This is a genomic window from Paenarthrobacter sp. OM7 (assembly GCF_029873575.1).
Lineage (GTDB): Bacteria > Actinomycetota > Actinomycetes > Actinomycetales > Micrococcaceae > Arthrobacter.
Map to the genome: position 1 here is coordinate 2,666,078 of NZ_CP123579.1, position 22,586 is coordinate 2,688,663.

Below are 22,586 nucleotides of genomic sequence, written 5' to 3' on the forward strand. Positions count from 1 at the left end.
CTTGAGCCTGGTGCCCGTAACCCGCCATTCCAGCCGCGACGGTGAGGCCTATTCTGGGTCCATGGAACAGCACGAGGATGCACTCAGGCTAGAGACGGCACCTGCGTCGTGGGCAGCAGTTGAGGAACTGTTTGGGACCAAGGGCGAACCATCCCGGTGCTGGTGCCGGTGGTTCGTCCTTGCCGGCAAGGATTGGGACACCACGTCTCCGGATGATCGAAAGGAAATGCTGAAGTCAGCTTTCAGCAATGAACCGGCGCCGGGGGTCATGGCCTTCAGGAACGGTGATCCAGTGGGTTGGTGCGCTGTTGAGCCCCGGGCAACCTACCGGCGGCTGAAACGGTCACCAGTACTGAGGGCAGTACCATCGGCCACAACGGACGACACCGCGCTTTGGGCCATCAGCTGTTTCGTCGTGGCACCACGTCATCGCCGCACCGGGGTGTCGGCCGCGCTCCTGGCCGCCGCCGTAAGCCATGCGTTCACCCACGGTGCGGAAGTCGTGGAGGGCTATCCCGTCGACACAGGGCTCAGGACCAAGGCGACCTCAGCGGAGCTCTACCACGGCACTCTGTCGCTTTTCCTGGCTGCCGGATTCGGCCCGGTCTCCGAATCCGTGCCAGGCCGGCCCGTGGTGAGGCTGACCAAGGCCCAGGCGGCGCCCTGAGGCCGTGCCTGATTCAGAGCGTGCCTGATTCAAAGCGTGGCCTGTTATGCGGCAGTGCCGGAATCAAGGCAGGGTCAGGATCATCGGGCCGTCCGCCGTGATGGCAACCGTGTGCTCGCTGTGGGCTGCTCTACGTCCGTTCGCCGAACGCAGGGTCCATTCGTCCTCATCATGGTAGTAATCGTCCTTGCCTCCCAGAATCAACATGGGCTCGATGGCGATGACCAGGCCCTCCTCCAGCTTCATGCCCCGCCCCGGACGCCCGATGTTGGGAACGGGAGGTTCGGCATGCATGGTCCGGCCGATGCCATGTCCGCCGTGATCGGCCAACAGGCCGTAACCTGCGCGTTTGGCTTCACCACCTATGGCGTAGGCAAGATCCCCCATTTTGTTGCCCACGCGCGCTGCTTCTATTCCCCGCGCCAGTGCGGCATCCGCTGCATTTATGAGTTCCTGGTCCAAGGGATCGCCCTCCCCGACAATGAAGCTGATGGCGGCGTCTCCGCACCATCCCTCCAGGAAAGCACCGCAGTCAACGCTCAGCAGATCGCCGTCTTCAAGGGCATAGCCGTTAGGGATACCGTGCACCACGGCATCATTGACACTGGCGCAGATCACGCCGGGAAACGGCACGGACGCCCAGCGGGGATGATAGTCGAGGAAGGCGGGCCTGGCGCCGGCGTCGGACATCACTGCCGCCGCGACGTCGTCAAGCTCCTTCAGGGAAACTCCCACGGCAGCGTGCTTCTTGACGGCCTTCAAAGCATTGGCCACCACCCTGCCGGCCTCACGCATCAACGTAATCTGCTCGGGAGTTTTCAGCATTGACATCAAAGGTCCTCCGTTGCTGGGCGTGCCCTCAGGGGCTGGTTGTGCGGCCAACTGCGGCCACGTTGCCCACTCTACGACTCCCCGGCTATGCCTGGGAGGGTCTCCGGGCAATGGCAGGAGACCCTCCGCCATACATCGGTCCTACAGTGGACGCATGACCAAGGAACTGGTGGACTCGATCCGCTCCTCACTCCGCTCGTCCGGGGACGCTGAACGGGGGCTTGGTGCCCAGAAGTACATGAAGTCGGCCATGCCCTCACTCGGGGTCAGGGTTCCCGAGGTGCGGAGCATCGTCAAAGCAGCAGCAAGAGAGTTTCCTGTCTCATCCCCTGACGAGTTGCGGGAGGCGGTTCTCCTGTTGTGGCGCGATGCCGAGGCACGCGAAGAGCGGTACGCAGCCATTGACCTGACGGGCCAGCGGATGGTGAAGGAAGACCTGGACATGCTGCCCGTGTACGAGGAAATTATCCGGACAGGAGCCTGGTGGGACCTGGTGGATGGAGTTTCGCCCCGGATATGCGCACTGTTGCTTGCGCATAAGCCGACGATGACCCCCTTGCTGCTTCGCTGGGCCGAGGACAACGACCTGTGGATCCGCCGGGCTGCAATTACTGCCCAGCTGGGGGCGAAGTCCATGACCGATCACGGCTTGCTGGCTGCAGTCATCGAACCCAATTTGCACAGCAGGGAGTTTTTCATCCGCAAGGCCATCGGCTGGGCGCTGCGCGAATACAGCAAATCAGATCCCGAATGGGTCCGGAATTTTGCCGCAGATAACGCGTCATCGCTGAGTCCCTTGTCCCTTCGTGAGGGGACACGGCTTTTGTCGTCGAGCTGATGCGGCTCAGATGATCGGACGGAGGCCTGGCTCGTCGTGTTTCCGGAACAGGCTCTTGGTTTTAGGGTCCACAAAGATCAGGTACACGGCGAAGAGCAAGGCAATGATGGCCGCTGCATTCCGCGCCAACGTCAAAGCCAGGCCCAGGTCTTCGCTCTGGAGGTACGGGAAGACGTCCAGCTGGTCCGAGATCGCGTAGACCATGAAGAAGGAGACCACAAAATAGACGGCCTTGACCTGCCAGTCATTGCGGATACCGGTCACGGCAAAGAGCGGAATCAGCCAGACCACGTACCAGGACTGGATCATCGGAGCCAGAATGACGATAGCTGCAAACGCCAGAGTGAGACGGCGCATCAGGCGGTCGTAGTCACCGCGGAAGACCTGCCAGGCGATGGCGCCCACCATGAGCACCTTGCCGGCGTCGTAAACCCACTTGGCCATGCCCCAGCCATCCAGTCCAAAGACATTGAAGATGGACGCCACCACCAAGCCGATCAGGCCGATGGGGGCGTACCAGATCCAAACACTGCCCGGAGCTGACAGGCCATTGATCCAGCCAAATCCGAAGCCATTAACCATGCTCATGGCATACAGCAATCCGAAGCTCAGCCCGGCGGTCAAGAACCAGAAGGCGAACTTCCGTGGCCAGGAAGCCCCCTTGCCGGCCCACAAGAGCCCAATAAAGGGAAGGAACACCACCGTAATGGGCTTAACGGAGATGGAGAGGGTGACCAGCACCAAGCCCAGGATCACGCGACGTGTTGCGCAGTAGTAGAGTCCCGCAAGGGCCAGCCCGATCATGAGGGCGTCGTTGTGGACACTGGCAATGAAGTTGGTGAGGAAGAGCGGATTTGCGGCTGTCAGCCACAGTGCCCGGTGCGGATTCACTCCGTGAAGTTCCGCCAGCTTGGGTACGTAGATGATGCAGAGGACGATTCCCACGAGGGCAACCAGCCGGAACAACATGATGCTTGCTTCAGGTTGGACATTGGTCACCCAAACGACGAACTGCTCGATCCACAGGAACAATTGCCCGTACGGCACCGGCGCTTCGGTCCACATCTTGTCCGCACCCAATTGGAAGTAATTGGGCAGCGCGGAAATCCCATTCTCGTAGGGATTGATGCCTTCGACCATCAGACGGCCCTGACCGATGTACGCGTAAACGTCCCTGCTGAAGAGGGGAACGGTGAACATCATGGGCAATCCCCACGCAGCCACGGCCTGAAGCGTTGCCTTCCGCGCCTCCAGCCCCCAGACCCGGACGCGTTGACCCAAGCGCAGCCAGGCCCGGACCAGCAGCATTCCACCGACGGCCAGCAGGACAATCGACAGGGCGACTCCAACACCTTCGGTGCGCATCCAGATGAAGAGTGGCAACCTCCGAAGTTCGGAGACCGGAGCCAGCCAGCCCACGCCCAGGGACCCGAAGACCATGAACATGGAGCCGATGAAACCGGCAATCAGCGGCGAACGGGCATTATCAACCTCGCTGGCCGCAGCATCTGCCGTCGGCGCTGCTGTCCCTGCCTTCTGGGCGGCGGGTACTGGCACCGTCATGTGGTCGTCATCCAATCGTTCGCCCGGTACATTCGGGAGAAATTCTGCGTCTTTGGGACTTTCCACGGCAGGAAGAAAAAGACACTGCCGCGCTCAAAAATCGTACCATCAGAGCACTTCGAAGCGGCTGAAGGATAGGCTGGGCGCGTGCCTATTACTAATGAACGCATCGTCTGGATCGACTGCGAAATGACCGGCCTGGACCTGAATAACGACGCCCTGATCGAGGTTGCGGCGCTGGTGACGGATTCCGAGCTCAACATCCTCGGCGACGGCGTCGACGTCGTCATCAAGCCGGACGATGCTGCCCTGGAACAAATGAATGATTTTGTGCGGGACATGCATACCCGGTCAAAGCTCCTCGACGAACTCCCCCATGGGAAGACCATGGCCGAGGCCGAAGCCGAGGTACTTGAATACATCGAGAAGTGGGTTCCGGACCCCCGTAAAGCGCCTTTGGGCGGCAACTCCGTGGGAACAGACCGCATGTTCCTGGCCAGGGACATGCCAAACATCGTGGAGCACCTCCACTACCGCGTGATCGATGTCAGCACCATCAAGGAACTCTCGCGGCGTTGGTTCCCGCGCGCCTACTTCCAGTCGCCTGCCAAGCACGGCGGGCACCGCGCCCTCGGCGACATCAAGGACTCCATCGACGAACTTCGCTACTACCGCCAGGCCGTCTTCGTGCCCGCGCCCGGACCGGACACGGCCACGGCACAGCGCATCTCCAGGGACGTCATGGCCACTGCGGAGACCTTGGGCTCCACAGAAACTGTGTGATCTGCACCATTTTTCAAGGTTTTTTCGCCAAAACCGGCAAAAGTGGACTTTGCACCCCTAAACAGCAGGTAAGCTATTTGTCGTTGCCTTGAAGGAAAGCCGGTCAAACGGTTCAGCCCCAAAAGGCACATGGTGGGCTTAGCTCAGTTGGCAGAGCGCCTGGTTGTGGTCCAGGAGGTCGCGGGTTCAACCCCCGTAGCTCACCCCACCGAGATTGGCTGCAGAGCCGGTTTCCACAAAGGCCGCACCGGTTATCCGGTGCGGCCTTTGCTTTTAACCCTGAAGCGGACCTGCGCCGCCACGGACTTCAGCGATCAACAAAGGAAGAACTGACATGACCGTCCTGCCAGTCACCATTTGGGGCGAACCTGTTTTGCATCGCCGGGCCAGCGAAGTGGAGGTCTTCGACGACCAACTCCGCGTGCTGATCGCGGATATGTTCGAGACCAACGACGCCGCCAACGGGGTAGGGCTCGCAGCCCCTCAGATCGGTGTGGGCAAGCGCCTTTTCGTCTACAAGTACGCCAACGACGACGACGTTCCGGAACAGGGCGTGGTGGTCAACCCTGTACTCACCCTCTCCAAAGTCTCGGGAGCTCTCCCGGACCCTGACGAGCATGTTGAGGGTTGCTTGTCCTTCCCGGGAGAGTACTACCCGTTGCAGCGTGCTGAATGGACGCGCGTCCAGGGCTTCGACGGTGACGGCAACCCTGTGGACTTTGAAGCGACCGGCTGGTTTGCCCGGATTCTGCAGCACGAGTTCGACCACCTGGACGGCAAGCTGTACGTTAACCGGCTGGTGGACAGGTACGCAAAGAAGGCCCTCAAGCAAGCGAAGAAGCACGGCTGGGGCGTGCCCGGCCTGACGTGGATGCCCGGCGTCGATCCCGATCCTTTTGGACACTGAGCCATGACCCCGACCCCGCACACTGGACTCTTCGAACTCCTGGACATCAGCGGCGACGACGCGGAGGAGTGCACCGCCCTTCTCGCAACTCCGCCCGGCGAAGCGGTGCTGCGCGCCATGGCTGCCATGGACGAGCGGCTGGATTCCTTTCCACTGGACAGCATCCAGGAAGACAACCCCGACGAATCGGTCTGGATCGAAGCACTGCTCCGCTTCTCCCCCACCGTCCACGCTTATCACCTGAAGCTCGGTATCAGTCCCGAAGTCTCTGCGGCATCGCTGGCTGACATGGGACTGCAGCTCAGGATCAACCGGCGGGTCCATGGCCGGTTCGGCCTCGATACCTGGGGCTGGATGACCTTGCACATGGCAGGGAACCTGTTCAGGCTGGGCCGCCTGCAGTTCCATCTGGTCCGCAGCCCGGAGGAAACCGCTCAAGCCGGTACCCCCGCGGCTGACGGTCACTGGGTACTCGGCGTCCACATTCCAGAAGATGGCGGGCTGTCCCCCGCCTCGGTGGATGCCAGCTTGTCCGAGGCCCGCCTGTTCTTCCCCCGATACTTCCCTGATAAGCCAGCAGCCGTTGCCACGTGCGATTCGTGGATGCTGGACCCCTATCTTGCGGACCACCTGCCTGAGAGCAACATTGCCTCGTTTGCCCGGCGCTTCACGCTGGACCGTTGTTCTGAAGCCCCTACCGACGCCGTGTATTTCACCTTCCGGCAGCGCGGGCTCCAGGACCTGGACAAGCTTCCCCGGGAGACGTCACTTCAGCGGGTGGTCTTGGAGAGAATCGACGACGGCGGCACCTGGCAGTTGGGGCACGGTCACCTCGAGCTGTAGATGGTCTGTTGCTCCGGACAGGAGGAGAGTACGCCCTTCATGGCGTCCTTTTCCGCCTGTGTTACCCAGAGCTTGTACGCGGCCTTCACGGAAATTTGCCGGGCGACGTAGTGGCAGCGGAAGTTCTTGTTGGCCGGCAGCCACGTCGCAGCGTCACCCGCCCCTTTTTTGACGTTCGCAGGACCGTCGGCCGCAATCAGGTTCAAAGGATCGTTGGCGAAAGTCTGCCGCTGCTGAACGGTCAGGTGTTGTGCCCCTTTTTGCCATGCGTCCGCCAAGGCAACCACATGGTCGATTTGGACGGCCGCACTTGTTTCCTGCCCCCGCCTGAAAACCACCTGTGCCCCGGTGTAGGGTTCGTTGAAACTGCCACCGGCCACCTTGCAGGAAGATCCTTCTGTGAACTCGACAGCGGAAAGGTCACGCCGGAGGATGTCGTTCCTGGTGTCGCACCCGTTACGGTCGGCATCGGCCCAGGCCTGTCCGAAGGCCGCCCGGTCATAGTCTGATTTGGGGGCCCTGCCCTTGACCGGCAGCCGGTCCAAGGCATCGGCGGCCTTCTCGGCAGTCACCGGGGCGGCGCCGCGCACGGGTTTCATCCAGAGGGGGTTGTAAACGGGCGCTTCGCTGGGTCCTGCTACCCATGGATCTGCTGCGGAGAATTGGCCCGCGGTGAAAAACCAGGAAAGCGCCGCCACGATGGTTGCGGCAGCCAGGGCGAGAATCGTCCATGCTTGCCGGGATCTGCGGCGGGCGCGTTTGTAGGCAGACCAGGTGATACTCAAGGGACTCCGTCCAGTGGGGGCAGGCATGTCCTACGAGCGTAGGACAAGGCCCCGACAGAAAGAGCCGGTATCCACAGTGTGTAGGAGAAGTCACACCGTGGGGGCGGATCTCCGGGTTTATTGCTCGCGCAGCACGCGTTGGAGGTCCTCGGTTGCCAGCGCGAGGAGTGCCCGCAGTTGCTCCACCCGTTGGTCCGGGACGTCGCCGGAGGCGTTGGCCGCAACAGCCTGATCCAGGAGTTTTTGGGCTTGTTTGTGATTGGCTCGGGCTACGTCCAGTGCGTGTTCCAGTGCTGTTTCGTGCTCCAAAGTTGATTCATTTTCCATGAACCCATTTTGGTCAGGTTTCCCGGCTGATACCAGTGATTCAGCCGGGAAACCCGCGAATACTTACGGCTGCTAGGCGCCGGCCGTTTCCAGAACGGCGATGGGAGCAACGACGTCGCGGGCAGGGAACGACGGCGGGTTGACGCCGGCCATTTCCTCCATGACACGGACAACCTGGCATGAGTAACCGAACTCGTTGTCGTACCAAACGTAAAGTACGAGGTTCTTGTCATTGGAGATCGTTGCCAGGCCGTCGACGATGCCTGCACGGCGCGAGCCGACGAAGTCCGTTGAGACAACATCGGGAGAATCGATGTAGTCGATCTGCTTCCGAAGATCGGAGTGCAAGGACATTTCGCGGAGGAAATCGTTGACTTCGTCCCGGGTGGTGCCCTTTTCCAGGTTCAGGTTGAGGATGGCCATGGAAACATCCGGCGTGGGAACGCGGATGGCATTGCCGGTCAACTTGCCCTGAAGTTCCGGAAGAGCCTTGGCCACGGCCTTGGCGGCACCGGTTTCGGTGATGACCATGTTCAGCGCAGCGGAACGTCCGCGGCGATCGCCCTTGTGGAAGTTGTCAATAAGGTTCTGGTCGTTCGTGAACGAGTGCACTGTTTCCACGTGGCCGTGGATGATGCCGAACTTGTCATTGATGGCTTTGAGCACCGGTGTGATGGCGTTCGTGGTGCAGGAAGCAGCAGTGACGATCTTGTCATCGTCCGAGATGTCCTTGTGGTTGATGCCGTGGACGATGTTCTTGAGGTCGCCCTTGCCCGGAGCTGTGAGCAGGACGCGGGCAGCACCCTTGCTTTGCAGGTGCTGGGAGAGGCCCTCAGCATCGCGCCAGCGGCCCGTGTTGTCGACTACCAGGGCGTCCTTGATTCCGTAGGCTGTGTAGTCCACCGTGGCGGGGTTGTCCGAGTAGATGACCTGGACCTGCACGCCGTTGGCAGTGATGGTGTTGGCTTCCTCGTCAACGCGGATGGTGCCCTCGAAGGAACCGTGAACGGAGTCGCGGCGCAGCAGGCTCGCGCGCTTCACAAGATCATTCTCGGCGCCCTTGCGCACTACGATCGCACGGAGTCGAAGGCCGTGTCCGCCGCCGGCCTTTTCGATGAGGATGCGGGCCAGGAGACGGCCGATGCGGCCAAAGCCGTAAAGCACGACGTCGGTGCTGGTCCGGTCGTCAGCGCCGCGCTTGCCCACGATCTCGGCAAGTTCAGCGCGCAAGTACTCGTCCAGGGAGGCGCCATTGCCTTCTGCCCGGAACTTTTCGGTCAGGCGCGCGATGTCAATGGCTGCTGCGCCGAGTTCCAGCTCCGACAGGGCGTTCAGCAAGGGTGCGGTCTCTTCGAGCAGGAGCTCGTGGTTGCTCATCCGGCGGGCAAATCGGTGCGCCTTGAGGATGTTCATGGTGGACTTGTTGATCAGGCTGCGGCCATGGATGCTGGTGACCACGTTGTTTTCCCGGTACAGCCGGCCGATCACCGGAATCATGGCCTCGGCGAGAGCCTCCCGGCCCATCCACTTATCAAGACAAGAATCTGACGTCTGGCTCACAGAACTACCTTCCTTGGGTCAACCACATACGTCCTCGTATGCAGATGGCAGCGGCCGCCCGGAGTAGTCCTGCGGCACATGCGCCGGCGGGCTTCGGTCCACCCACAGCGCCTTGAACGAGAGCAAAGAAAATCCGCCGGCTGCGAACGCAGTCCCGGCGGCAGAACATCTACGTTCAGTAACCATTCTAGGGCGGAAGGAGGGGGCGTAGGCCGCCCGGGGGCGTGAAATCACTCACACGGCGCGTTTACGCGAGTCATAAATGGATGGGTCGACCGATACGCCGGGTTCTGTCATCCCCTACCGTTACCGGAAAGGGAGTGGCGGCCATCCATCTACGAACGCCGTTGCCGACGCCCTCCAGCAGCCTACCCGGACACTCGGGCGAGCAGCCCTCAAACGTGTCCTGTCTGGCCTTGCTCCGGGTGGGGTTTACCTAGCCTCCCCGGTCACCCAGGGAGCTGGTGGTCTCTTACACCACCGTTTCACCCTTACCTGCTGCTCCGCGATGAAAAACATCACGCAGCGCAGGCGGTCTGTTCTCTGTGGCACTGGCCTGCGGGTTACCCCGAGTGGGCGTTACCCACCACCCTGCTCTACGGAGCCCGGACGTTCCTCGAGCCACTTTCGTGACGCGCGACCGCCTGGTCGACCCATCCGCCGTCCAGTCTACCGGCGTTGGGACCGGCCAAAGTCCGGCGGTAATATCGACGGGTGCTGATTCTGCTGCCGCCTTCCGAAGGCAAGACCCCTGCCCCCAAAGGTCCCGTCATCGAGTGGGAGTCGCTGAGCTTTCCGGAGCTGAATCCTTACCGGGCAAAAGTGCTCGAGGCTTTGGGCACAGTGAGCGCACACGAGGACGCACTTTCCCTCCTGGGCGTCGGCGCCTCGTTGCGGGACGACGTCGAACGTAATACCCGGCTCCGTACCGAACCGGCAGCCCCTGCGCACCAGGTGTATTCGGGCGTGCTTTACGACGCCCTGGGCTATAACAGCATGACGCCAACCCAGCGCAGTAAGGCCACTGAATCCATTCTGGTGGTGTCCGCCCTCTGGGGCGCCATCGGCTTTGGCGACCATGTGCCTGCCTACCGGCTGTCCATGGGAACGGCACTGCCCGACGTCGGACGCCTCGCCTCGTTCTGGAAGCCGCAGCTTAACGCCGCCCTCGCCTCACGTGCCGACGGCGAACTCATGGTGGATTGCCGCTCCAGCACCTATGCCGCTGCTTGGGCTCCCCCAGCCGCGCAGACGGTCAACGTCAACGTCTTCAATGAAGCCAACGGCAAGCGCACAGTCGTGAGCCACTTCGCCAAGCACACCCGCGGAGAGTTGGCGCGGCACTTGATCACCCGGCGTGGCAAGGCGCCGGCAACCCCGGATCAGCTCCTGAAGGCTGCCGGCGAAGTCTGGACGGCAGAACTCGTTGAGGGCACTGCCCGCAAGCCCCACGCGCTCAACATCATCCTGTCCAGCTGAGTTTCGGGCCGGCCAGCTGAGGGCTTGTCAGTTCCAGTCTGCCGAACGGACCAGGATAACGCCTGAGTCCGGGCAGAACACGATGTCATCTTCCGCGGCGGCTTTGACTTCGGCGAGGTCTCCCGGGCTGAGCATCATGCCGGATCCCTCGGATTTGCCGTGGAACAGCCGGGCAGCGCCCACTCCCCTCTTGGCAATGGTCTTCTCGTATACGGCCAGGAGGCCGGCATCCAAAGCCTCCGCAAAAGCCGCGCGCTGGCCCCGCACCACCGTCTCTTCAGCAGCGATCTCTGCGATCGCCTCATCGAGTTCTGCCCGGATGCTGCCGAAGGATCCCTGGATGTCATCGACGATCACCTGCTGGGCAGCCTGGCGTTCGCGCAACGTATCCAAGCGTTCCAGGATCTCGAGCTCGACGTCTTCAAGGTCAGAGCGGCGCTTGTTCAGTGAGGCAATGTCGCTTTGGAGCGCCACCAGATCCTTGGACAGGCCGGTGCCGCTGTTGAGCCGGGTCTCGTCACGCTCAATGCGGGTGGCCACCTGCTCCACGTCGGCTTCCGCCCGGCGAAGTTCGGCCTCGGCGTCATGGACGGCAACTTTGGCTGCCCCCAGTTCGCCGTTGGCCACGTTCAGCGCATCCGTGAGGTCCGTGATCCGGGGATCCGTCTCCAGTACTTTCCGACGGCCGGCCAGCGACTTCAGCTTGGCATCCAGTCCCTGCAGTTCAAGCAATTTCAGTTGTTCTGCCGGTGCTGCTTTCGCCACGCTTACCTCCGCTTATCGATGCCGGGCCTGGAGATCAGTTCCGGCCGGACCGGCCCCATCCTGTTGAGACCGTCCGTATCCTTCTAGACTCTAGTCCCCGCCGGGAGTGAGTATGAAGTCCCAGGGATCGCTGTTGGTGCTGCTGACACGGATCTCGACGTCGTAGCCCTGGTCTGCGAGCACGTTGCCCAGCGCTTCTGCGGCGGCAGGCAGCCACAGCCACTCGCTGGCAAAGTGTGAAACGTCGATCAAATATGGCCGGCCATTGCTTGCACCCTCACGGGCTTCGGAGGCCGGGTGGTGGCGCATGTCAGCGGTCACGTATACGTCGGCATGGCTGGCACGAACGGCGTCGAACAAGCTGTCGCCGGCGCCGCCGCAGACGGCAACCCGCCGCACCAGCCCGTCCTTGTCACCGGCCACGCGGACGCCGCCGGCCACTGCAGGCAGCATTTCAAAGACGCTCGCCGCGAAATCACCGAGCGTGATGAGTTCCGGAAGGTCACCCACGCGGCCGATGCCCTCTTCAGGCAAGCCGTTGGCAGCCGGAGTCAGCGGCTCCACGTTTTCCAGTCCAAAGGCGTCAGCCAGGACGTCCGAGACTCCCCCGACTGCGGAGTCGCCGTTGGTGTGGACGGTCAGAAGGCCCGTTCCGGCCTCGATCAACCGGTGGACCGCCAAGCCCTTGGCAGAGGTGGCGGCCACGGAGTTCACCCCTTTAAGGAGCAGAGGGTGGTGGGTGATCAGCAGTCCGGCGCCCCACTCAATGGCTTCGTCGATGACAGCCAACGTGGGGTCTACTGCGAAGAGGACCTTGGTCACGGGGACGTTGGGGCGTCCCACCACCAAGCCAACTTCGTCCCAGTCCTCGGCCAGTGACTCGGGCCAGAGTTCTTCAACAGCAAGCAACACCTGGCCAAGCGTGGGGTCTCCGCCGGCGTCAACTGTTTCGTCCTCTTCAACTGCTTGGTCATCATCGACCGAATCCGCATCAGAAATACCGGTGTTTACTGCTTCCATGCTCTTATTCTTCCCTACTTCTTCCCTTCCACGGCGGATGAGGCAGTTCCGCCACCCGCAGGCCTGCCGGGTGCCGTAATTCTCCCGTAAGGTGAAGCGGGAATCATCAAGCCCTCCGATCCATTGAAGAGAACATGAAAACTTTCGTACTTGGCGGTGGCTGCTTTTGGTGCCTGGACGCCGTTTACCAGAAAACCCGCGGTGTCAGCTCAGTTGTTTCGGGCTACACGGGCGGCCACGTCCGCAATCCCGACTACTACCAGGTCTGCTCAGGAACCACGGGCCATGCCGAAGTGGTGGCCGTAAGCTTCGATGAAACCGTGGTCCCCGAAGAGGTCATTCTGGACATGTTCTTTGCCCTGCATGACCCCACCACGCTGAACCGGCAAGGCTATGACGTCGGTACCCAGTACAGGTCTTCGATGTTCTACACCACCACGGAAGAAAAAGTGCTGTTCGAGGAAGCCATCGAGCGTGCCCAGGCGCTCTGGTCGGATCCGATTGTGACGGAAGTCAGCCGCCTGCCTGAGTTCCACGAGGCCGAGGAAGTCCACCAGAATTACTACGCCAAATTCCCCTATCAGGGTTACTGCCAGGTGATTATTAACCCGAAGCTGGCCAAGGCCCGGAAATATTACTCTGCATGGCTTACTGCTTAGCGGTGTTTCGATCCGGCTGGTTAGGCTGACCTCAGCATTCCCTCTTCAGAGATAGGCGAAATTTTCATGGCTAGGATCTACGACGACGTCACGCAGCTGGTCGGCCGCACACCGCTGGTCCGCTTGAACCGGCTTACCGAAGGCCTTGACGCCACGGTTGCCGTCAAGCTTGAGTTCTACAACCCGGCCAACAGCGTCAAGGACCGCATCGGTGTGGCCATCATTGACGCTGCCGAGAAGTCCGGCGCTTTGAAGCCCGGCGGAACCATCGTCGAAGGCACCTCCGGCAACACCGGCATCGCACTGGCCCTGGTGGGCGCAGCCCGCGGCTACAAGGTCATCCTGACCATGCCGGAGACCATGTCCACCGAGCGCCGCGTCATGCTGCGCGCCTACGGTGCCGAAATCGTTCTCACGCCCGGATCCGAAGGCATGCGCGGCGCGGTGGAGAAGGCCCAGGAAATCGTCGCCAACACCGAGAACTCCATTTGGGCGCAGCAGTTTGCCAATGAGGCCAACCCGGCAATCCACCGCACCACCACTGCCGAGGAAGTCTGGGAAGACACCGACGGTGAAGTGGACATCTTTGTTGCAGGCGTGGGCACCGGCGGCACCATCACCGGCGTCGGGCAGGTCCTCAAGGAACGCAAGCCGGGCGTGCAGATCGTGGCTATCGAACCCAAGGACTCCGCGATCCTGAACGGTGGCGCTCCGGGTCCCCACAAGATCCAGGGAATCGGCGCCAACTTTGTTCCGGAAATCCTGGACACCAACGTCTACGACGAAGTCCTGGACGCCACGCTGGAAGATTCCGTCCGTGTTGCCCGTGAACTCGGCGCCCGTGAAGGCATCCTCGGTGGCATCTCCTCCGGTGCCATCGTGTGGGGTGCCCTCGAACTGGCCAAGCGCCCCGAGAACGCCGGCAAGTTGATTGTCGCTGTTGTCTGCGACTTTGGAGAGCGTTACATCTCCACTGTGCTGTTCGACGACATCCGCGGCTGAGACAACGCCTGCAAACCTTCACTTCCTGTAGAAAGGTCTTTGTGAGCTTCTTCGCAAGGCTTAAGGAAGACCTCGACGCCGCCCGGTCACACGACCCGGCGGCTCGAGGCTCTTTCGAGAACTTTTTCGCATATTCCGGCCTGCACGCCATCTGGGCCCACCGAGTGACGCACCGGCTGTGGCAGAATCCGGCGCTCCGTTTTCCGGCGCGCCTGATCTCCCAGCTGGCAAGGTTCCTGACGGGCATCGAGATCCATCCTGGTGCCACCATTGGCCGCCGGTTCTTCATCGACCACGGGATGGGTGTAGTGATCGGAGAAACCGCCGAAATCGGCGAGGACGTGATGATCTATCACGGCGTAACACTTGGCGGCCGTTCGCTGGCCAAAGTCAAGCGGCACCCCACCATCGGCGACCGCGTCACCATCGGCGCAGGCGCAAAAGTCCTGGGTCCCATCACTATCGGTGCCGGCAGCGCAATCGGTGCCAACGCCGTGGTGGTCAAGGACGCACCACCGGAGTCCATCATCACGGGCATACCTGCCACTTGGCGGCACCGCGACGCGAGGTCCGAAACCAAGCCCGCCGTGGATCCCGCGGAGTACTACATCGAATACCGGATCTAGCCCGCCAGCCTTCTGTAGAAATTCCAGAAGACAGCATCGAACGCACGGTCCGGAAGAATCCTTCGCATTGCCAGGACGCTCCAGGCTCCCCTGCCCACCGGGTAGCGGGTCCTGGGGCGTTTTGCCGTTGCGGCCCGAACGATGGCGTTGGCAACAACCCGTGCCGGGGTCGACAACACGTGGCCCCCTCCCGATGTAGACGCCAAAGCAGCAGCCACAACATGAGCCTGCTGCTGATAAGGCCCGTCGCCGGACGTAGCCAGCAGGCTCTCCCCGGCAATGGTGCCCCATTCACTGTTGGTCCCTGACGGTTCGATGATTACGACGTCGATGCCGTGCGGCTTCAGTTCCAGGCGCAGGGCGTCGCTCATGCCTTCGACGGCGAATTTGGTTCCGTGGTACCAGGCGCCCAATGGCTCGTAGATTTTTCCGCCTATGGACGTGACATTGATGATCCTGCCGGAGCCGGCGGCACGCATCCCTGGGATCACCAGCTGGGTCATCCTGGCCAGGCCCATGACGTTGACCTCGAATTGGCGCCTGCCCTCGGCCAACGGCACTTCCTCGAGGGATCCGTAGGAGCCATAGCCAGCATTGTTCACCAGCACATCGATGTGTCCGTGGGCCGCTTCCACCAGCGCCACCGCCGATGCCATGGATTCCTCCGAGGTGACATCCAAGGACATGACTGTAATGCCGTGGGGTTTCAGTGGCTCCATCTTCTCCACGCGGCGCGCGCCGGCGTAGACCGTGAATCCGGCCGCACTCAGGGCGATGGCTGTGTCAAAGCCAATTCCTGTGGAGGCCCCGGTGACCACCGCAATACGGGATGCCATGGCGGTTCTCCTTCTTTCGCGTACGGCAAAGGCCGGCCCTCCCCAGCTTAACGGGGATGGACCGGCCTTTGACGGGACGGTGATGCTAGTGGGTGTCGACCGCCGAGATCTCGGACTTGTCTTCGCCCCACAGTGTGTGGAACGTACCCTCGGTGTCCACACGGCCGTAGGTGTGTGCTCCGAAGAGGTCGCGCTGGCCCTGGATCAGGGCAGCGGCAACGCGCTTGCGGCGCAGGCCGTCGTAGTAGGCCAGCGAGGAGGAGAACACCGGTACCGGGATGCCCAACTGGACTGCGGTGGCCACGACGCGGCGCCACGCCGGGAGTGCCTCGGCGATGGCCTTGGTGAACGCCGGCGCGAACAGCAGGTTGGCGGGCTTCTCTTCCGCGGCATATGCCTTGGTGATGTCCTTGAGCAGTTCTGCACGGATGATGCAGCCTGCACGCCAGAGCGAAGCGATCTCATCCAGCTTGAGGTCCCAGCCGTACTCCTTGGCTGCTGAGGTCAGCATGTCCAGGCCCTGGGCATAGGAGACCAGCTTGGAGGCGTACAGTGCCTGGCGGACGTCCTCGACGAAGGTCTCGGGGATTTCCACGGAGGCTTCTTCGCCGGCGAGCAGTTCCTGGCCAAGCTTGCGCTGCTCGGTCTGGGAGGACAGTGCGCGGGCGAAAACGGACTCGGCGATGCCGGAGACCGGGGAGCCGAGTTCCAGGGCGGAGATGACCGTCCAGCGGCCCGTGCCCTTCTGGCCTGCGGCATCGACGACGACGTCCACGAACGGCTTGCCCGTCTTGGCGTCAACGTGCCCCAGGACTTCAGCGGAAATTTCGATCAGGAAGGAGGACAGATCGCCCTTGTTCCATTCTGCGAAGATCTTGGACTGCTCGGCGGGCTCGATGCCTGCACCGGAACGGAGGAGGTCGAATGCTTCACCGATGACCTGCATGTCGGCGTATTCAATGCCGTTGTGGACCATCTTGACGAAGTGGCCGGCACCGTCGGTGCCGATCCAGGCGCAGCAGGGTTCGCCGTCGACCTTGGCGGAAATCTTCTCCAGCAGCGGGCCGAGGGCGTCGTAGGACTCGCGGGAGCCGCCGGGCATGATGGATGGGCCGTTAAGGGCGCCTTCTTCGCCACCGGATACACCGACGCCGACAAAGTGGAGATCCTTCTTTGCCAGCGCGGCCTCGCGGCGGCGGGTGTCCTCGTAGTGCGAGTTGCCGGCGTCGATGATGATGTCGCCGGCCTCAAGCAGCGGTTCGAGCTGCTCGATGACGTTATCAACAGGTGCGCCTGCCTTGACCATGATGAGGACGCGCCGGGGCTTTTCGAGGGAGTCGACGAGTTCCTGCAGCGTCTCGGTGCGAATGAAGTCGCCTTCCGAGCCGTGCTTCTCCAGCAGGGCGTCAGTCTTTTCCACGGAGCGGTTGTGGAGCGCCACGGTGAAGCCGTTGCGTGCGAGGTTGCGGGCCAGGTTGGCGCCCATCACCGCAAGGCCGGTGACACCGATGTGTGCTGACATCAAAACTCCAATTCGTTCGTGTACAAACAGTCCTGCCGTGCCCCCCTGGGGGCACACAGGAAGCGATTTCAAAACCAGGGGCTGTAATAAACCATACGTATTAAAACCTAGGGCGGGAAAGCGGTGCCCACGTTATGGAAGCTCCCGCGTCATAAACAGTCTATGATGAGCGCCCGGATCCACCCGTGCATGCGACGCCGGGTCCTGCACGCAGGCGACCCGTGCGCCACTATGCTTACCTCTATGTCGACCAGCCTCCACCACCGCGCCGTTGAGCATTTGGGAACCCGGATTGTGGGTGGCGCCCTGCCAACCGGACATGTGATGTTGGCGGAGCACTTGGAAGACGAACTCAAAGTGTCCCGCTCGGTAGTACGGGAAGCTGTGCGCGTCCTGCAGTCGCTGGGCCTCGTGGAGACCATCAAGCGGGTGGGCATTCGGGTCCTTCCTGCGCACCGGTGGAATCCTTTCGATCCCTTGGTGATTCGTTGGCGGCTGGCAGGCGAAGGGCGTGGCGCCCAGTTGCGGTCTCTCGCAGAGCTGCGTTCCGCCGTCGAGCCCGTTGCTGCAGAACTTGCCGCAGGCAATGCACCGGAAAGCCTCCGCCAAGAGCTGGTGGGTATTTCTTTGGCCATGAAGGAAGCCGGCGACGCCGGCGATATGGCCAGGTTCCTGGACCTTGACATCCGTTTCCACGCCCTGGTGCTGTCCGGCTCGGGCAACGAAATGTTCGCCAACCTCATTGGCCAGGTCACCGAGACACTCACCGGACGTACGGTGCACGGACTTATGCCTGAACACCCCCAGAAGCAGGCATTGCAGTGGCACATGGACGTCGCCCACGCGATCGACGCCGGAGACGGTTCCCTGGCGCGGGACGCGGCGGCAAAGATCATGCGGCAGACCATAGCGGAGCTGGCACCCAGCTGGGATGACCAGCCCCGCGTCTTCGTGCCTGTGTCCAAAAACTAGCCGGCAGTTATCCGAAGTTCAGCAGGACCTTGCCGGATTCGGCGGAGTTCCTGGCTACCTCAAAGGCTTCCAGTCCGTGGGCGAGGTCGAATTCGTGCGTCACCACGGGGTCCACGAACAGCGACCCATCGGCTAAAGCAGTAATTACGTCGTCTATTTCGTCATTGAAGCGGAACGAGCCGAGCAGTTCCAACTCGCGGGTGATGGCCAGAGAGATGAACACCGGTTGCGGTCCTGACGGCAGCAGGCCAACCATCACTACCTTGCCGCCGCGCGTGGCTCCCTTGATGGCCGAGGCCAGTCCGTAGTGGCTTCCCGAGGACTCAATAACGACGTCGGCATCCACTGCCGCTATGGCCTCCGCTTCATCGCCCTTGAGGACTTCATCCGCGCCAACAGCGCCGGCGATTTCCAGCGGCTTGTCATGCATGTCGACAGCGACGATCCTGGCCGCGCCGGCACGCTTGAGGACTGCGACGGCAAGGGCGCCGATCGGGCCACTGCCGATCACCAGGGCCGTCTTCCCCTTGACGTCGCCCGCGCGGGCCACTGCGTGCCATGCAACACTGGCCGGTTCGACGAGCGCAGCGGTGCGAAGGTCCAGGTTTTCCGGCAGCGGGCGGAGCATCCTGGAGGGCAGGTTGGCGTAGCGGCTGAACGCGCCGTCCGTATGCGGATGCCGGGCAGCGCTGCCCAAGTACGTGCAGCCAGGGGAGAGGTTCGGCCGGTCTTCCGGATACCTGGCGTCCCCAGGGGCCGGGGTCGCTGGATGGACGGCCACCGGCGTTCCCACGCCAGGGCCGGAACCATCGGCGGCCTGCTGGACCACCACTCCCACAATCTCGTGCCCGAGGACCATGGGTTCTTTGAGGATCGACTCCCCTGCCGCACCATGCAACCAGTAATGAAGGTCTGAACCGCAGATCCCGCCGTAGGCAATCTCCACGATCGCTTCCCCGGTAGCCGGTGCGGTCAACGGGATGTCTTCGATCCGGAGATCGCCCTTTCCATGGGCAACCACAGCGGGCCCGAAAGCCGGAAGAGTGATGTTCATCAGACCACCACCGTCATTCCGCCGTCGACGAAGATCGTCTGGCCGTTGACGAAGTTGGACGCTTGGGAGGCAAGCCACACCACGGGTCCGGCAAGATCGGCCACCGTCCCCCACCGGTTGGCCGGTGTGCGGCCCAGTATCCAGGAGTTGAAGTCGGAATCACCCACCAGGTTCTGCGTCATTTCCGTGTGGATGTACCCCGGCGCGATGCCGTTGATCTGCAAACCGGACGCGGCCCACTCAGCAGTCATGGCGCGGGTCAGGTTCCGGAGGCCGCCCTTGGCAGCCACATACGGTGCGATGGTTGGCCGGGCAAGGTCCGTCTGGACCGAACAGATATTGATGATCTTCCCTTGTCCCCGGGGGATCATGTGCCGTGCGGCTTCCCTGCCTACCAGGAATGCACTGGTCAGGTCCGTGGTGATCACCCGGTCCCAGTCCTTGACGTCCAGGTCCAGCATGGGAACGCGGTGTTGGATCCCGGCGTTGTTCACCAGGATCTCCAGTGGGCCAACGTTCTCCTCCACCCAGGCAACTCCCGCAGCAGCGGACGCAGCGTCCGTAACGTCGAAGGCGCGGCTGTGCACCCGGGCCGCCGGATAATCCACCGCCATGGCTTGATGGGCCGCTTCAAGCCGCTCCGGATTGATGCCATTGAGCACCACCGTAGCGCCGGCATCGGCCAGGCCCCTGGCCAACGCGTTACCAATCCCCCTGCTCGAACCAGTGACCAAGGCAACCCGCCCTGTCAGATCAAAAAGTCCACTCATCTCTTGTTCTTCATTCCTTCTGTGGTTGCACCGGTTCAGTTGGTGTTCGCCGACGCTTCGTGCGCCCGGCTCAGGTTTGCGATGGTTTGGCGGACCACGGCGAGGTCCTGGTCGCCGAGGCCCTGGCGTTTGAGTTCTGCGTAGAGTTCAATCGCGGCCGAAGCCATGGGAACGGCGGAACCAACGGCTACCGCGCTGGACACCACGAAACCAAGGTCCTTGTGCATGAACTTGGCCGGACCGGTAGGTGCATAGTCCTTGGCGGCCAGTCGTGGACCAACGATGTCCAGAACCCGGCTTCCCGCCAGCCCGCCGGACAGGACGTCAAAGAGGGCTCCCACTTCCATACCGGACCGTTCGGCGACTTCGGCGGCTTCGGCGAGCGCCGCCGTCGTGGTTCCGACAATCAGTTGGTTGCACGCCTTGGCGAGGGACCCTGCTCCCAGTGGTCCCATCCGACGAACGGTGGTCCCCATGGCGCCCAGCAGTGGTTGAAGCGTTTGGAAGCCGGATTCGGTGGCTCCAACCATGATGGCCAGTGTCCCGTTTTGCGCACCGGCTGTGCCTCCACTGACCGGCGCGTCCATCACCACGGCGTTGCCACTGCTTGCCTCATGGACTGTCGTACCGAACTGCTGTACCACTGTTGGCGAGACACTGCTCATAATCACGACGGCGGTGCCGGGCTTTGGCGGTTGGTTCCGCCATGAGCCAAGCAGGTCCTCGGCGGCTCCTTCAATGAACGGCAGGTCAGGGAGCATGAAGATGATGGCGTCCTCGTCACGGAGTTCCGCGACGCTTGCTGCGCGACGAACGCCGGTCAGCCTTTCAAAGGCCGCATCGGATCGGTTCCAGCCCGTGACGGACCAGCCGGCTTTGGCGATATTGGCGGCCATGGGTGCGCCCATGAGTCCCAGGCCCACGAAGCCCACTCGGTGACTGATCATGGAAGGTAACACCTCACTTCATTGTGGTCATCTTCAGAAATTCTGTTCAATATCCTAGCCGCCATTCAGTATGATGAACACCATGACGACTGATGAACTTACCATCGCCATCGCTGTGCCGCTCGAAGCAGAGCACGTAGAGCTGATCCGCGCTGTAGATCCCTCCGTAACAGTTCTCTACGAACCCGATCTGCTGCCCCCCGAGCGGTTTCCTGCCGATCACGCAGGCGATCCCGACTTCAAGCGCACGCCCGAGCAGGAGGAGCGCTACTGGTCCCTGCTGAACCGGGCGCAGGTTCTCTACGGCTTCCCCAATGAAAGCCCCGCCGGGCTGGCACGCATCGCTGCCAGCAACCCCCACCTGCAGTGGATCCACGCCATGGCCGCCGGCGCAGGCGGAGCAGTTAAAGCCTCAGGCCTGGACACCGAAACCCTGCAGAAGTTCCGCGTCACCACATCCGCAGGCGTCCACGCGCTGCCGCTGGCAGAGTTCTCCGCGTTCGGCATCCTCAACGGATTCAAGCGCAGCGCAGAGATGGCACAAGACCAAGCCGCCAAGTTCTGGCCCGGGCTCCGCACCCCCACCAAATTGGCCAACGGCTCCAAGGTGGTCATTGCCGGGCTCGGTGAGATCGGCATGGAGACGGCACGCATCGCACGCGCCCTGGGCATGAAGGTCAGCGGAACCAAGCGCAACGTCGAAGCCATCGATGGGATTGATGAGGTCACCGGCAACGATGGACTTCCCGGACTGCTGGCAGGCGCCGACGCAGTGGTCAACACCCTCCCCGGCACTCCTTACACGGAGAAGCTGTTCAACAGGGACATTTTCGCTGCCATGAAACCCGGCACAGTCTTCGTCAATGTGGGCCGCGGAACAGTGGTGGACGAGGACGCATTGCTCGAAGCACTCGACAACGGTCAGGTCTCCTACGCTTGCCTTGATGTCTTCGCCGTGGAGCCGCTCCCCCAGGACAGCCCCCTGTGGAGCCACCCCCGGGTACTGGTGTCTCCGCACACCTCCGCCCTGAGCTCTGCGGAGAACCGCCTCATCGCCGAACGTTTCTGCAGCAACCTCCGCACGTTCCTGGCCGGCGGCGAACTGCCCCACCTGGTGGATCCCGTCCACTTCTACTAGGCCCCGCAGCCACCCGCGGTGGCTGCCGGCTTCAGACATACGTTCCTGCAATGGGCACGGCCAAGGGCGACCATGGCCGTGCCTATTGTCGTACCGGCTGAGGTAGCATCGCCCCATGGCAGACTCGGAGAGTCTTCAACGCTTCACCGTGCGCCTGTTTCCGGACTACGGGGACACGGCGCTCTGGCTTGACGGTCCCATCGACTACTCCCTCACGAGGCTGCCTGAAGGCCTGGTGCATGAGCTCCGGGACTGGGAACAGTTCTACTACGAGTCTCTGACACGCGATTTCACCTGGAAGTCAGCGGAGACTGCTGCCAGATACACCGCTGAAGGTCATCGCCTGGCCCAGCGAGTGGCGGACAAACTCGGCGACGGTTATGAAGTTGAGTTCTGGCCCTCTGAAGAAAATGCCCGGCCGCACCGGTTTTGCGGCACCAGGGCCCCCAACCCGCAGGTAGTTGCTGCCTTCGATGCCCTTGCAGCTGCGGCACACGCAGAAAAGGAGCGAATCGCGCGTTCTTTGGCCTACGCCCCACCCGGAACAGGCACAGGATGGTTCGCAACCTCTCCCCTGTCAGGCAGCGTTTTCAGGCCGATGCAGGCAGAACAGGAATAGTTCGGCAAGCGCCAGTTCCCTGCAAAACAGCGTGGCACCCTCCATGTGTAGGGTGCCACGCTGTGTTTGTGGT

General features: G+C 62.2%; 24 protein-coding genes, 1 tRNA gene and 1 other RNA gene. 13 read left to right on the forward strand and 13 right to left on the reverse strand.

Going from position 1 to position 22,586, the window contains the following annotated elements; genetic code table 11:
• Nucleotides 1–61 precede the first annotated feature (61 nt).
• Entirely contained in the window at nt 62–667 is a 606-nt protein-coding gene (locus tag QEH68_RS12285; protein ID WP_280622990.1) for a GNAT family N-acetyltransferase, read from the forward strand.
• 63 nt (nt 668–730) lie between these two features.
• Here the strand turns inward: QEH68_RS12285 and map are convergent, their stop codons facing one another.
• A complete protein-coding gene (gene map / locus QEH68_RS12290) occupies nt 731–1,498 on the reverse strand; it encodes a type I methionyl aminopeptidase (RefSeq protein WP_280622991.1) in 768 nt (255 codons plus the stop codon).
• 154 nt (nt 1,499–1,652) lie between these two features.
• Between map and QEH68_RS12295 the strand changes: the two genes are divergently transcribed.
• The gene (locus QEH68_RS12295) at nt 1,653–2,336 is read left to right on the forward strand and encodes a DNA alkylation repair protein (protein WP_280622992.1); all 684 of its coding nucleotides are present in this window, start codon (nt 1,653–1,655) and stop codon (nt 2,334–2,336) included.
• 6 nt (nt 2,337–2,342) lie between these two features.
• On the opposite strand, the gene mptB is transcribed toward QEH68_RS12295, so the two are convergent.
• Nucleotides 2,343–3,899: a polyprenol phosphomannose-dependent alpha 1,6 mannosyltransferase MptB gene (mptB, locus tag QEH68_RS12300; RefSeq protein WP_207593759.1), complete on the reverse strand. Its 1,557-nt coding sequence runs from the start codon at nt 3,897–3,899 to the stop codon at nt 2,343–2,345.
• 147 nt (nt 3,900–4,046) lie between these two features.
• Here mptB and orn point away from each other — a divergent pair, with 147 nt between their 5' ends.
• The 4 genes from orn (at nt 4,047) to QEH68_RS12320 (ending at nt 6,432) form a co-directional block, all read left to right on the forward strand.
• Entirely contained in the window at nt 4,047–4,682 is a 636-nt protein-coding gene (gene orn, locus QEH68_RS12305) for an oligoribonuclease (RefSeq protein ID WP_207593760.1), read from the forward strand.
• Between the two features lie 132 nt (nt 4,683–4,814).
• Nucleotides 4,815–4,890, forward strand: a tRNA-His gene (locus tag QEH68_RS12310).
• A gap of 126 nt (nt 4,891–5,016) precedes the next feature.
• Nucleotides 5,017–5,589 carry a peptide deformylase gene (def, locus tag QEH68_RS12315; RefSeq protein WP_207593761.1) on the forward strand — a complete coding sequence of 191 codons (573 nt, stop codon included), beginning with the start codon at nt 5,017–5,019 and terminating at the stop codon, nt 5,587–5,589.
• Nucleotides 5,590–5,592: 3 nt separating this feature from the next.
• Nucleotides 5,593–6,432 carry an acyltransferase domain-containing protein gene (locus QEH68_RS12320; RefSeq protein ID WP_280622993.1) on the forward strand — a complete coding sequence of 280 codons (840 nt, stop codon included), beginning with the start codon at nt 5,593–5,595 and terminating at the stop codon, nt 6,430–6,432.
• On the opposite strand, the gene QEH68_RS12325 is transcribed toward QEH68_RS12320, so the two are convergent.
• The 4 genes from QEH68_RS12325 to rnpB all read right to left on the reverse strand — a co-directional run bounded on the left by QEH68_RS12325 (nt 6,417) and on the right by rnpB (nt 9,760).
• Nucleotides 6,417–7,217: an HNH endonuclease family protein gene (locus QEH68_RS12325; protein WP_280622994.1), complete on the reverse strand. Its 801-nt coding sequence runs from the start codon at nt 7,215–7,217 to the stop codon at nt 6,417–6,419. The two genes, QEH68_RS12320 and QEH68_RS12325, sit on opposite strands and share 16 nt — an antisense overlap.
• A 117-nt stretch (nt 7,218–7,334) precedes the next feature.
• Nucleotides 7,335–7,544, reverse strand: a complete 210-nt coding sequence (locus QEH68_RS12330; protein ID WP_207593764.1) for a hypothetical protein — start codon at nt 7,542–7,544, stop codon at nt 7,335–7,337.
• A gap of 72 nt (nt 7,545–7,616) precedes the next feature.
• Complete coding sequence (locus QEH68_RS12335; protein WP_242703633.1) at nt 7,617–9,068, reverse strand: glyceraldehyde-3-phosphate dehydrogenase; 1,452 nt, start codon at nt 9,066–9,068, stop codon at nt 7,617–7,619.
• A 299-nt stretch (nt 9,069–9,367) separates the two neighbouring features.
• An RNA gene (gene rnpB / locus QEH68_RS12340) (RNase P RNA component class A) lies at nt 9,368–9,760 on the reverse strand.
• Nucleotides 9,761–9,818: 58 nt separating this feature from the next.
• On the opposite strand from rnpB, the gene QEH68_RS12345 reads away from it, so the two are divergent.
• Nucleotides 9,819–10,583 carry a peroxide stress protein YaaA gene (locus QEH68_RS12345; protein WP_280622995.1) on the forward strand — a complete coding sequence of 255 codons (765 nt, stop codon included), beginning with the start codon at nt 9,819–9,821 and terminating at the stop codon, nt 10,581–10,583.
• 27 nt (nt 10,584–10,610) lie between these two features.
• On the opposite strand, the gene QEH68_RS12350 is transcribed toward QEH68_RS12345, so the two are convergent.
• Both QEH68_RS12350 and QEH68_RS12355 read right to left on the reverse strand, forming a co-directional pair.
• Complete coding sequence (locus tag QEH68_RS12350) at nt 10,611–11,348, reverse strand: C4-type zinc ribbon domain-containing protein (RefSeq protein WP_280622996.1); 738 nt, start codon at nt 11,346–11,348, stop codon at nt 10,611–10,613.
• A gap of 90 nt (nt 11,349–11,438) precedes the next feature.
• Nucleotides 11,439–12,368 carry a Nif3-like dinuclear metal center hexameric protein gene (locus QEH68_RS12355; RefSeq protein ID WP_280622997.1) on the reverse strand — a complete coding sequence of 310 codons (930 nt, stop codon included), beginning with the start codon at nt 12,366–12,368 and terminating at the stop codon, nt 11,439–11,441.
• A 134-nt stretch (nt 12,369–12,502) separates the two neighbouring features.
• On the opposite strand from QEH68_RS12355, the gene msrA reads away from it, so the two are divergent.
• The 3 genes from msrA (at nt 12,503) to epsC (ending at nt 14,655) form a co-directional block, all read left to right on the forward strand.
• The gene (gene msrA, locus QEH68_RS12360; RefSeq protein WP_280622998.1) at nt 12,503–13,027 is read left to right on the forward strand and encodes a peptide-methionine (S)-S-oxide reductase MsrA; all 525 of its coding nucleotides are present in this window, start codon (nt 12,503–12,505) and stop codon (nt 13,025–13,027) included.
• Between the two features lie 66 nt (nt 13,028–13,093).
• Nucleotides 13,094–14,029, forward strand: a complete 936-nt coding sequence (gene cysK / locus QEH68_RS12365; protein ID WP_017200618.1) for a cysteine synthase A — start codon at nt 13,094–13,096, stop codon at nt 14,027–14,029.
• 41 nt (nt 14,030–14,070) lie between these two features.
• On the forward strand, nt 14,071–14,655 hold the full coding sequence (gene epsC, locus QEH68_RS12370) for a serine O-acetyltransferase EpsC (RefSeq protein WP_011775089.1): 585 nt from the start codon (nt 14,071–14,073) through the stop codon (nt 14,653–14,655).
• Here the strand turns inward: epsC and QEH68_RS12375 are convergent.
• Nucleotides 14,652–15,491, reverse strand: coding sequence for an oxidoreductase (locus QEH68_RS12375; protein ID WP_280622999.1), 840 nt, complete (start codon nt 15,489–15,491; stop codon nt 14,652–14,654). The two genes, epsC and QEH68_RS12375, sit on opposite strands and share 4 nt — an antisense overlap.
• Before the next feature lie 85 nt (nt 15,492–15,576).
• A complete protein-coding gene (gene gndA, locus QEH68_RS12380; RefSeq protein ID WP_235522089.1) occupies nt 15,577–17,013 on the reverse strand; it encodes an NADP-dependent phosphogluconate dehydrogenase in 1,437 nt (478 codons plus the stop codon).
• A 243-nt stretch (nt 17,014–17,256) separates the two neighbouring features.
• Here gndA and QEH68_RS12385 point away from each other — a divergent pair, with 243 nt between their 5' ends.
• Entirely contained in the window at nt 17,257–17,985 is a 729-nt protein-coding gene (locus QEH68_RS12385) for an FCD domain-containing protein (RefSeq protein WP_089595337.1), read from the forward strand.
• Nucleotides 17,986–17,992: 7 nt separating this feature from the next.
• Here the strand turns inward: QEH68_RS12385 and QEH68_RS12390 are convergent, their stop codons facing one another.
• Genes QEH68_RS12390 through QEH68_RS12400 form a run of 3 tightly spaced genes read right to left on the reverse strand, consistent with a single transcriptional unit; the run spans nt 17,993 to nt 20,756 of the window.
• Nucleotides 17,993–19,039 carry an L-idonate 5-dehydrogenase gene (locus QEH68_RS12390; RefSeq protein WP_280623000.1) on the reverse strand — a complete coding sequence of 349 codons (1,047 nt, stop codon included), beginning with the start codon at nt 19,037–19,039 and terminating at the stop codon, nt 17,993–17,995.
• A complete protein-coding gene (locus QEH68_RS12395; RefSeq protein WP_280623001.1) occupies nt 19,039–19,809 on the reverse strand; it encodes an SDR family oxidoreductase in 771 nt (256 codons plus the stop codon). Before QEH68_RS12395 ends, QEH68_RS12390 begins: the two co-directional genes overlap by 1 nt.
• Before the next feature lie 35 nt (nt 19,810–19,844).
• Nucleotides 19,845–20,756 carry an NAD(P)-dependent oxidoreductase gene (locus QEH68_RS12400; RefSeq protein WP_280623002.1) on the reverse strand — a complete coding sequence of 304 codons (912 nt, stop codon included), beginning with the start codon at nt 20,754–20,756 and terminating at the stop codon, nt 19,845–19,847.
• 70 nt (nt 20,757–20,826) lie between these two features.
• On the opposite strand from QEH68_RS12400, the gene QEH68_RS12405 reads away from it, so the two are divergent.
• A complete protein-coding gene (locus QEH68_RS12405; RefSeq protein WP_207593773.1) occupies nt 20,827–21,894 on the forward strand; it encodes a D-2-hydroxyacid dehydrogenase in 1,068 nt (355 codons plus the stop codon).
• A gap of 115 nt (nt 21,895–22,009) precedes the next feature.
• Nucleotides 22,010–22,513, forward strand: a complete 504-nt coding sequence (locus QEH68_RS12410) for a hypothetical protein (protein WP_280623003.1) — start codon at nt 22,010–22,012, stop codon at nt 22,511–22,513.
• The last annotated feature ends 73 nt before the right edge of the window (nt 22,514–22,586 follow it).

Coding starts and splice junctions, on each gene's coding strand:
- QEH68_RS12285 (WP_280622990.1), top strand. CDS start 62: ATGGAACAGCACGAGGATGCACTCAGGCTAGAGACGGCACCTGCGTCG.
- map (WP_280622991.1), bottom strand. CDS start 1,498: ATGTCAATGCTGAAAACTCCCGAGCAGATTACGTTGATGCGTGAGGCC.
- QEH68_RS12295 (WP_280622992.1), top strand. CDS start 1,653: ATGACCAAGGAACTGGTGGACTCGATCCGCTCCTCACTCCGCTCGTCC.
- mptB (WP_207593759.1), bottom strand. CDS start 3,899: ATGACGGTGCCAGTACCCGCCGCCCAGAAGGCAGGGACAGCAGCGCCG.
- def (WP_207593761.1), top strand. CDS start 5,017: ATGACCGTCCTGCCAGTCACCATTTGGGGCGAACCTGTTTTGCATCGC.
- QEH68_RS12320 (WP_280622993.1), top strand. CDS start 5,593: ATGACCCCGACCCCGCACACTGGACTCTTCGAACTCCTGGACATCAGC.
- QEH68_RS12330 (WP_207593764.1), bottom strand. CDS start 7,544: ATGGAAAATGAATCAACTTTGGAGCACGAAACAGCACTGGAACACGCA.
- QEH68_RS12335 (WP_242703633.1), bottom strand. CDS start 9,068: ATGGGCCGGGAGGCTCTCGCCGAGGCCATGATTCCGGTGATCGGCCGG.
- QEH68_RS12355 (WP_280622997.1), bottom strand. CDS start 12,368: ATGGAAGCAGTAAACACCGGTATTTCTGATGCGGATTCGGTCGATGAT.
- msrA (WP_280622998.1), top strand. CDS start 12,503: ATGAAAACTTTCGTACTTGGCGGTGGCTGCTTTTGGTGCCTGGACGCC.
- cysK (WP_017200618.1), top strand. CDS start 13,094: ATGGCTAGGATCTACGACGACGTCACGCAGCTGGTCGGCCGCACACCG.
- QEH68_RS12375 (WP_280622999.1), bottom strand. CDS start 15,491: ATGGCATCCCGTATTGCGGTGGTCACCGGGGCCTCCACAGGAATTGGC.
- gndA (WP_235522089.1), bottom strand. CDS start 17,013: ATGTCAGCACACATCGGTGTCACCGGCCTTGCGGTGATGGGCGCCAAC.
- QEH68_RS12385 (WP_089595337.1), top strand. CDS start 17,257: ATGTCGACCAGCCTCCACCACCGCGCCGTTGAGCATTTGGGAACCCGG.
- QEH68_RS12390 (WP_280623000.1), bottom strand. CDS start 19,039: ATGAACATCACTCTTCCGGCTTTCGGGCCCGCTGTGGTTGCCCATGGA.
- QEH68_RS12395 (WP_280623001.1), bottom strand. CDS start 19,809: ATGAGTGGACTTTTTGATCTGACAGGGCGGGTTGCCTTGGTCACTGGT.
- QEH68_RS12400 (WP_280623002.1), bottom strand. CDS start 20,756: ATGATCAGTCACCGAGTGGGCTTCGTGGGCCTGGGACTCATGGGCGCA.
- QEH68_RS12405 (WP_207593773.1), top strand. CDS start 20,827: ATGATGAACACCATGACGACTGATGAACTTACCATCGCCATCGCTGTG.
- QEH68_RS12410 (WP_280623003.1), top strand. CDS start 22,010: ATGGCAGACTCGGAGAGTCTTCAACGCTTCACCGTGCGCCTGTTTCCG.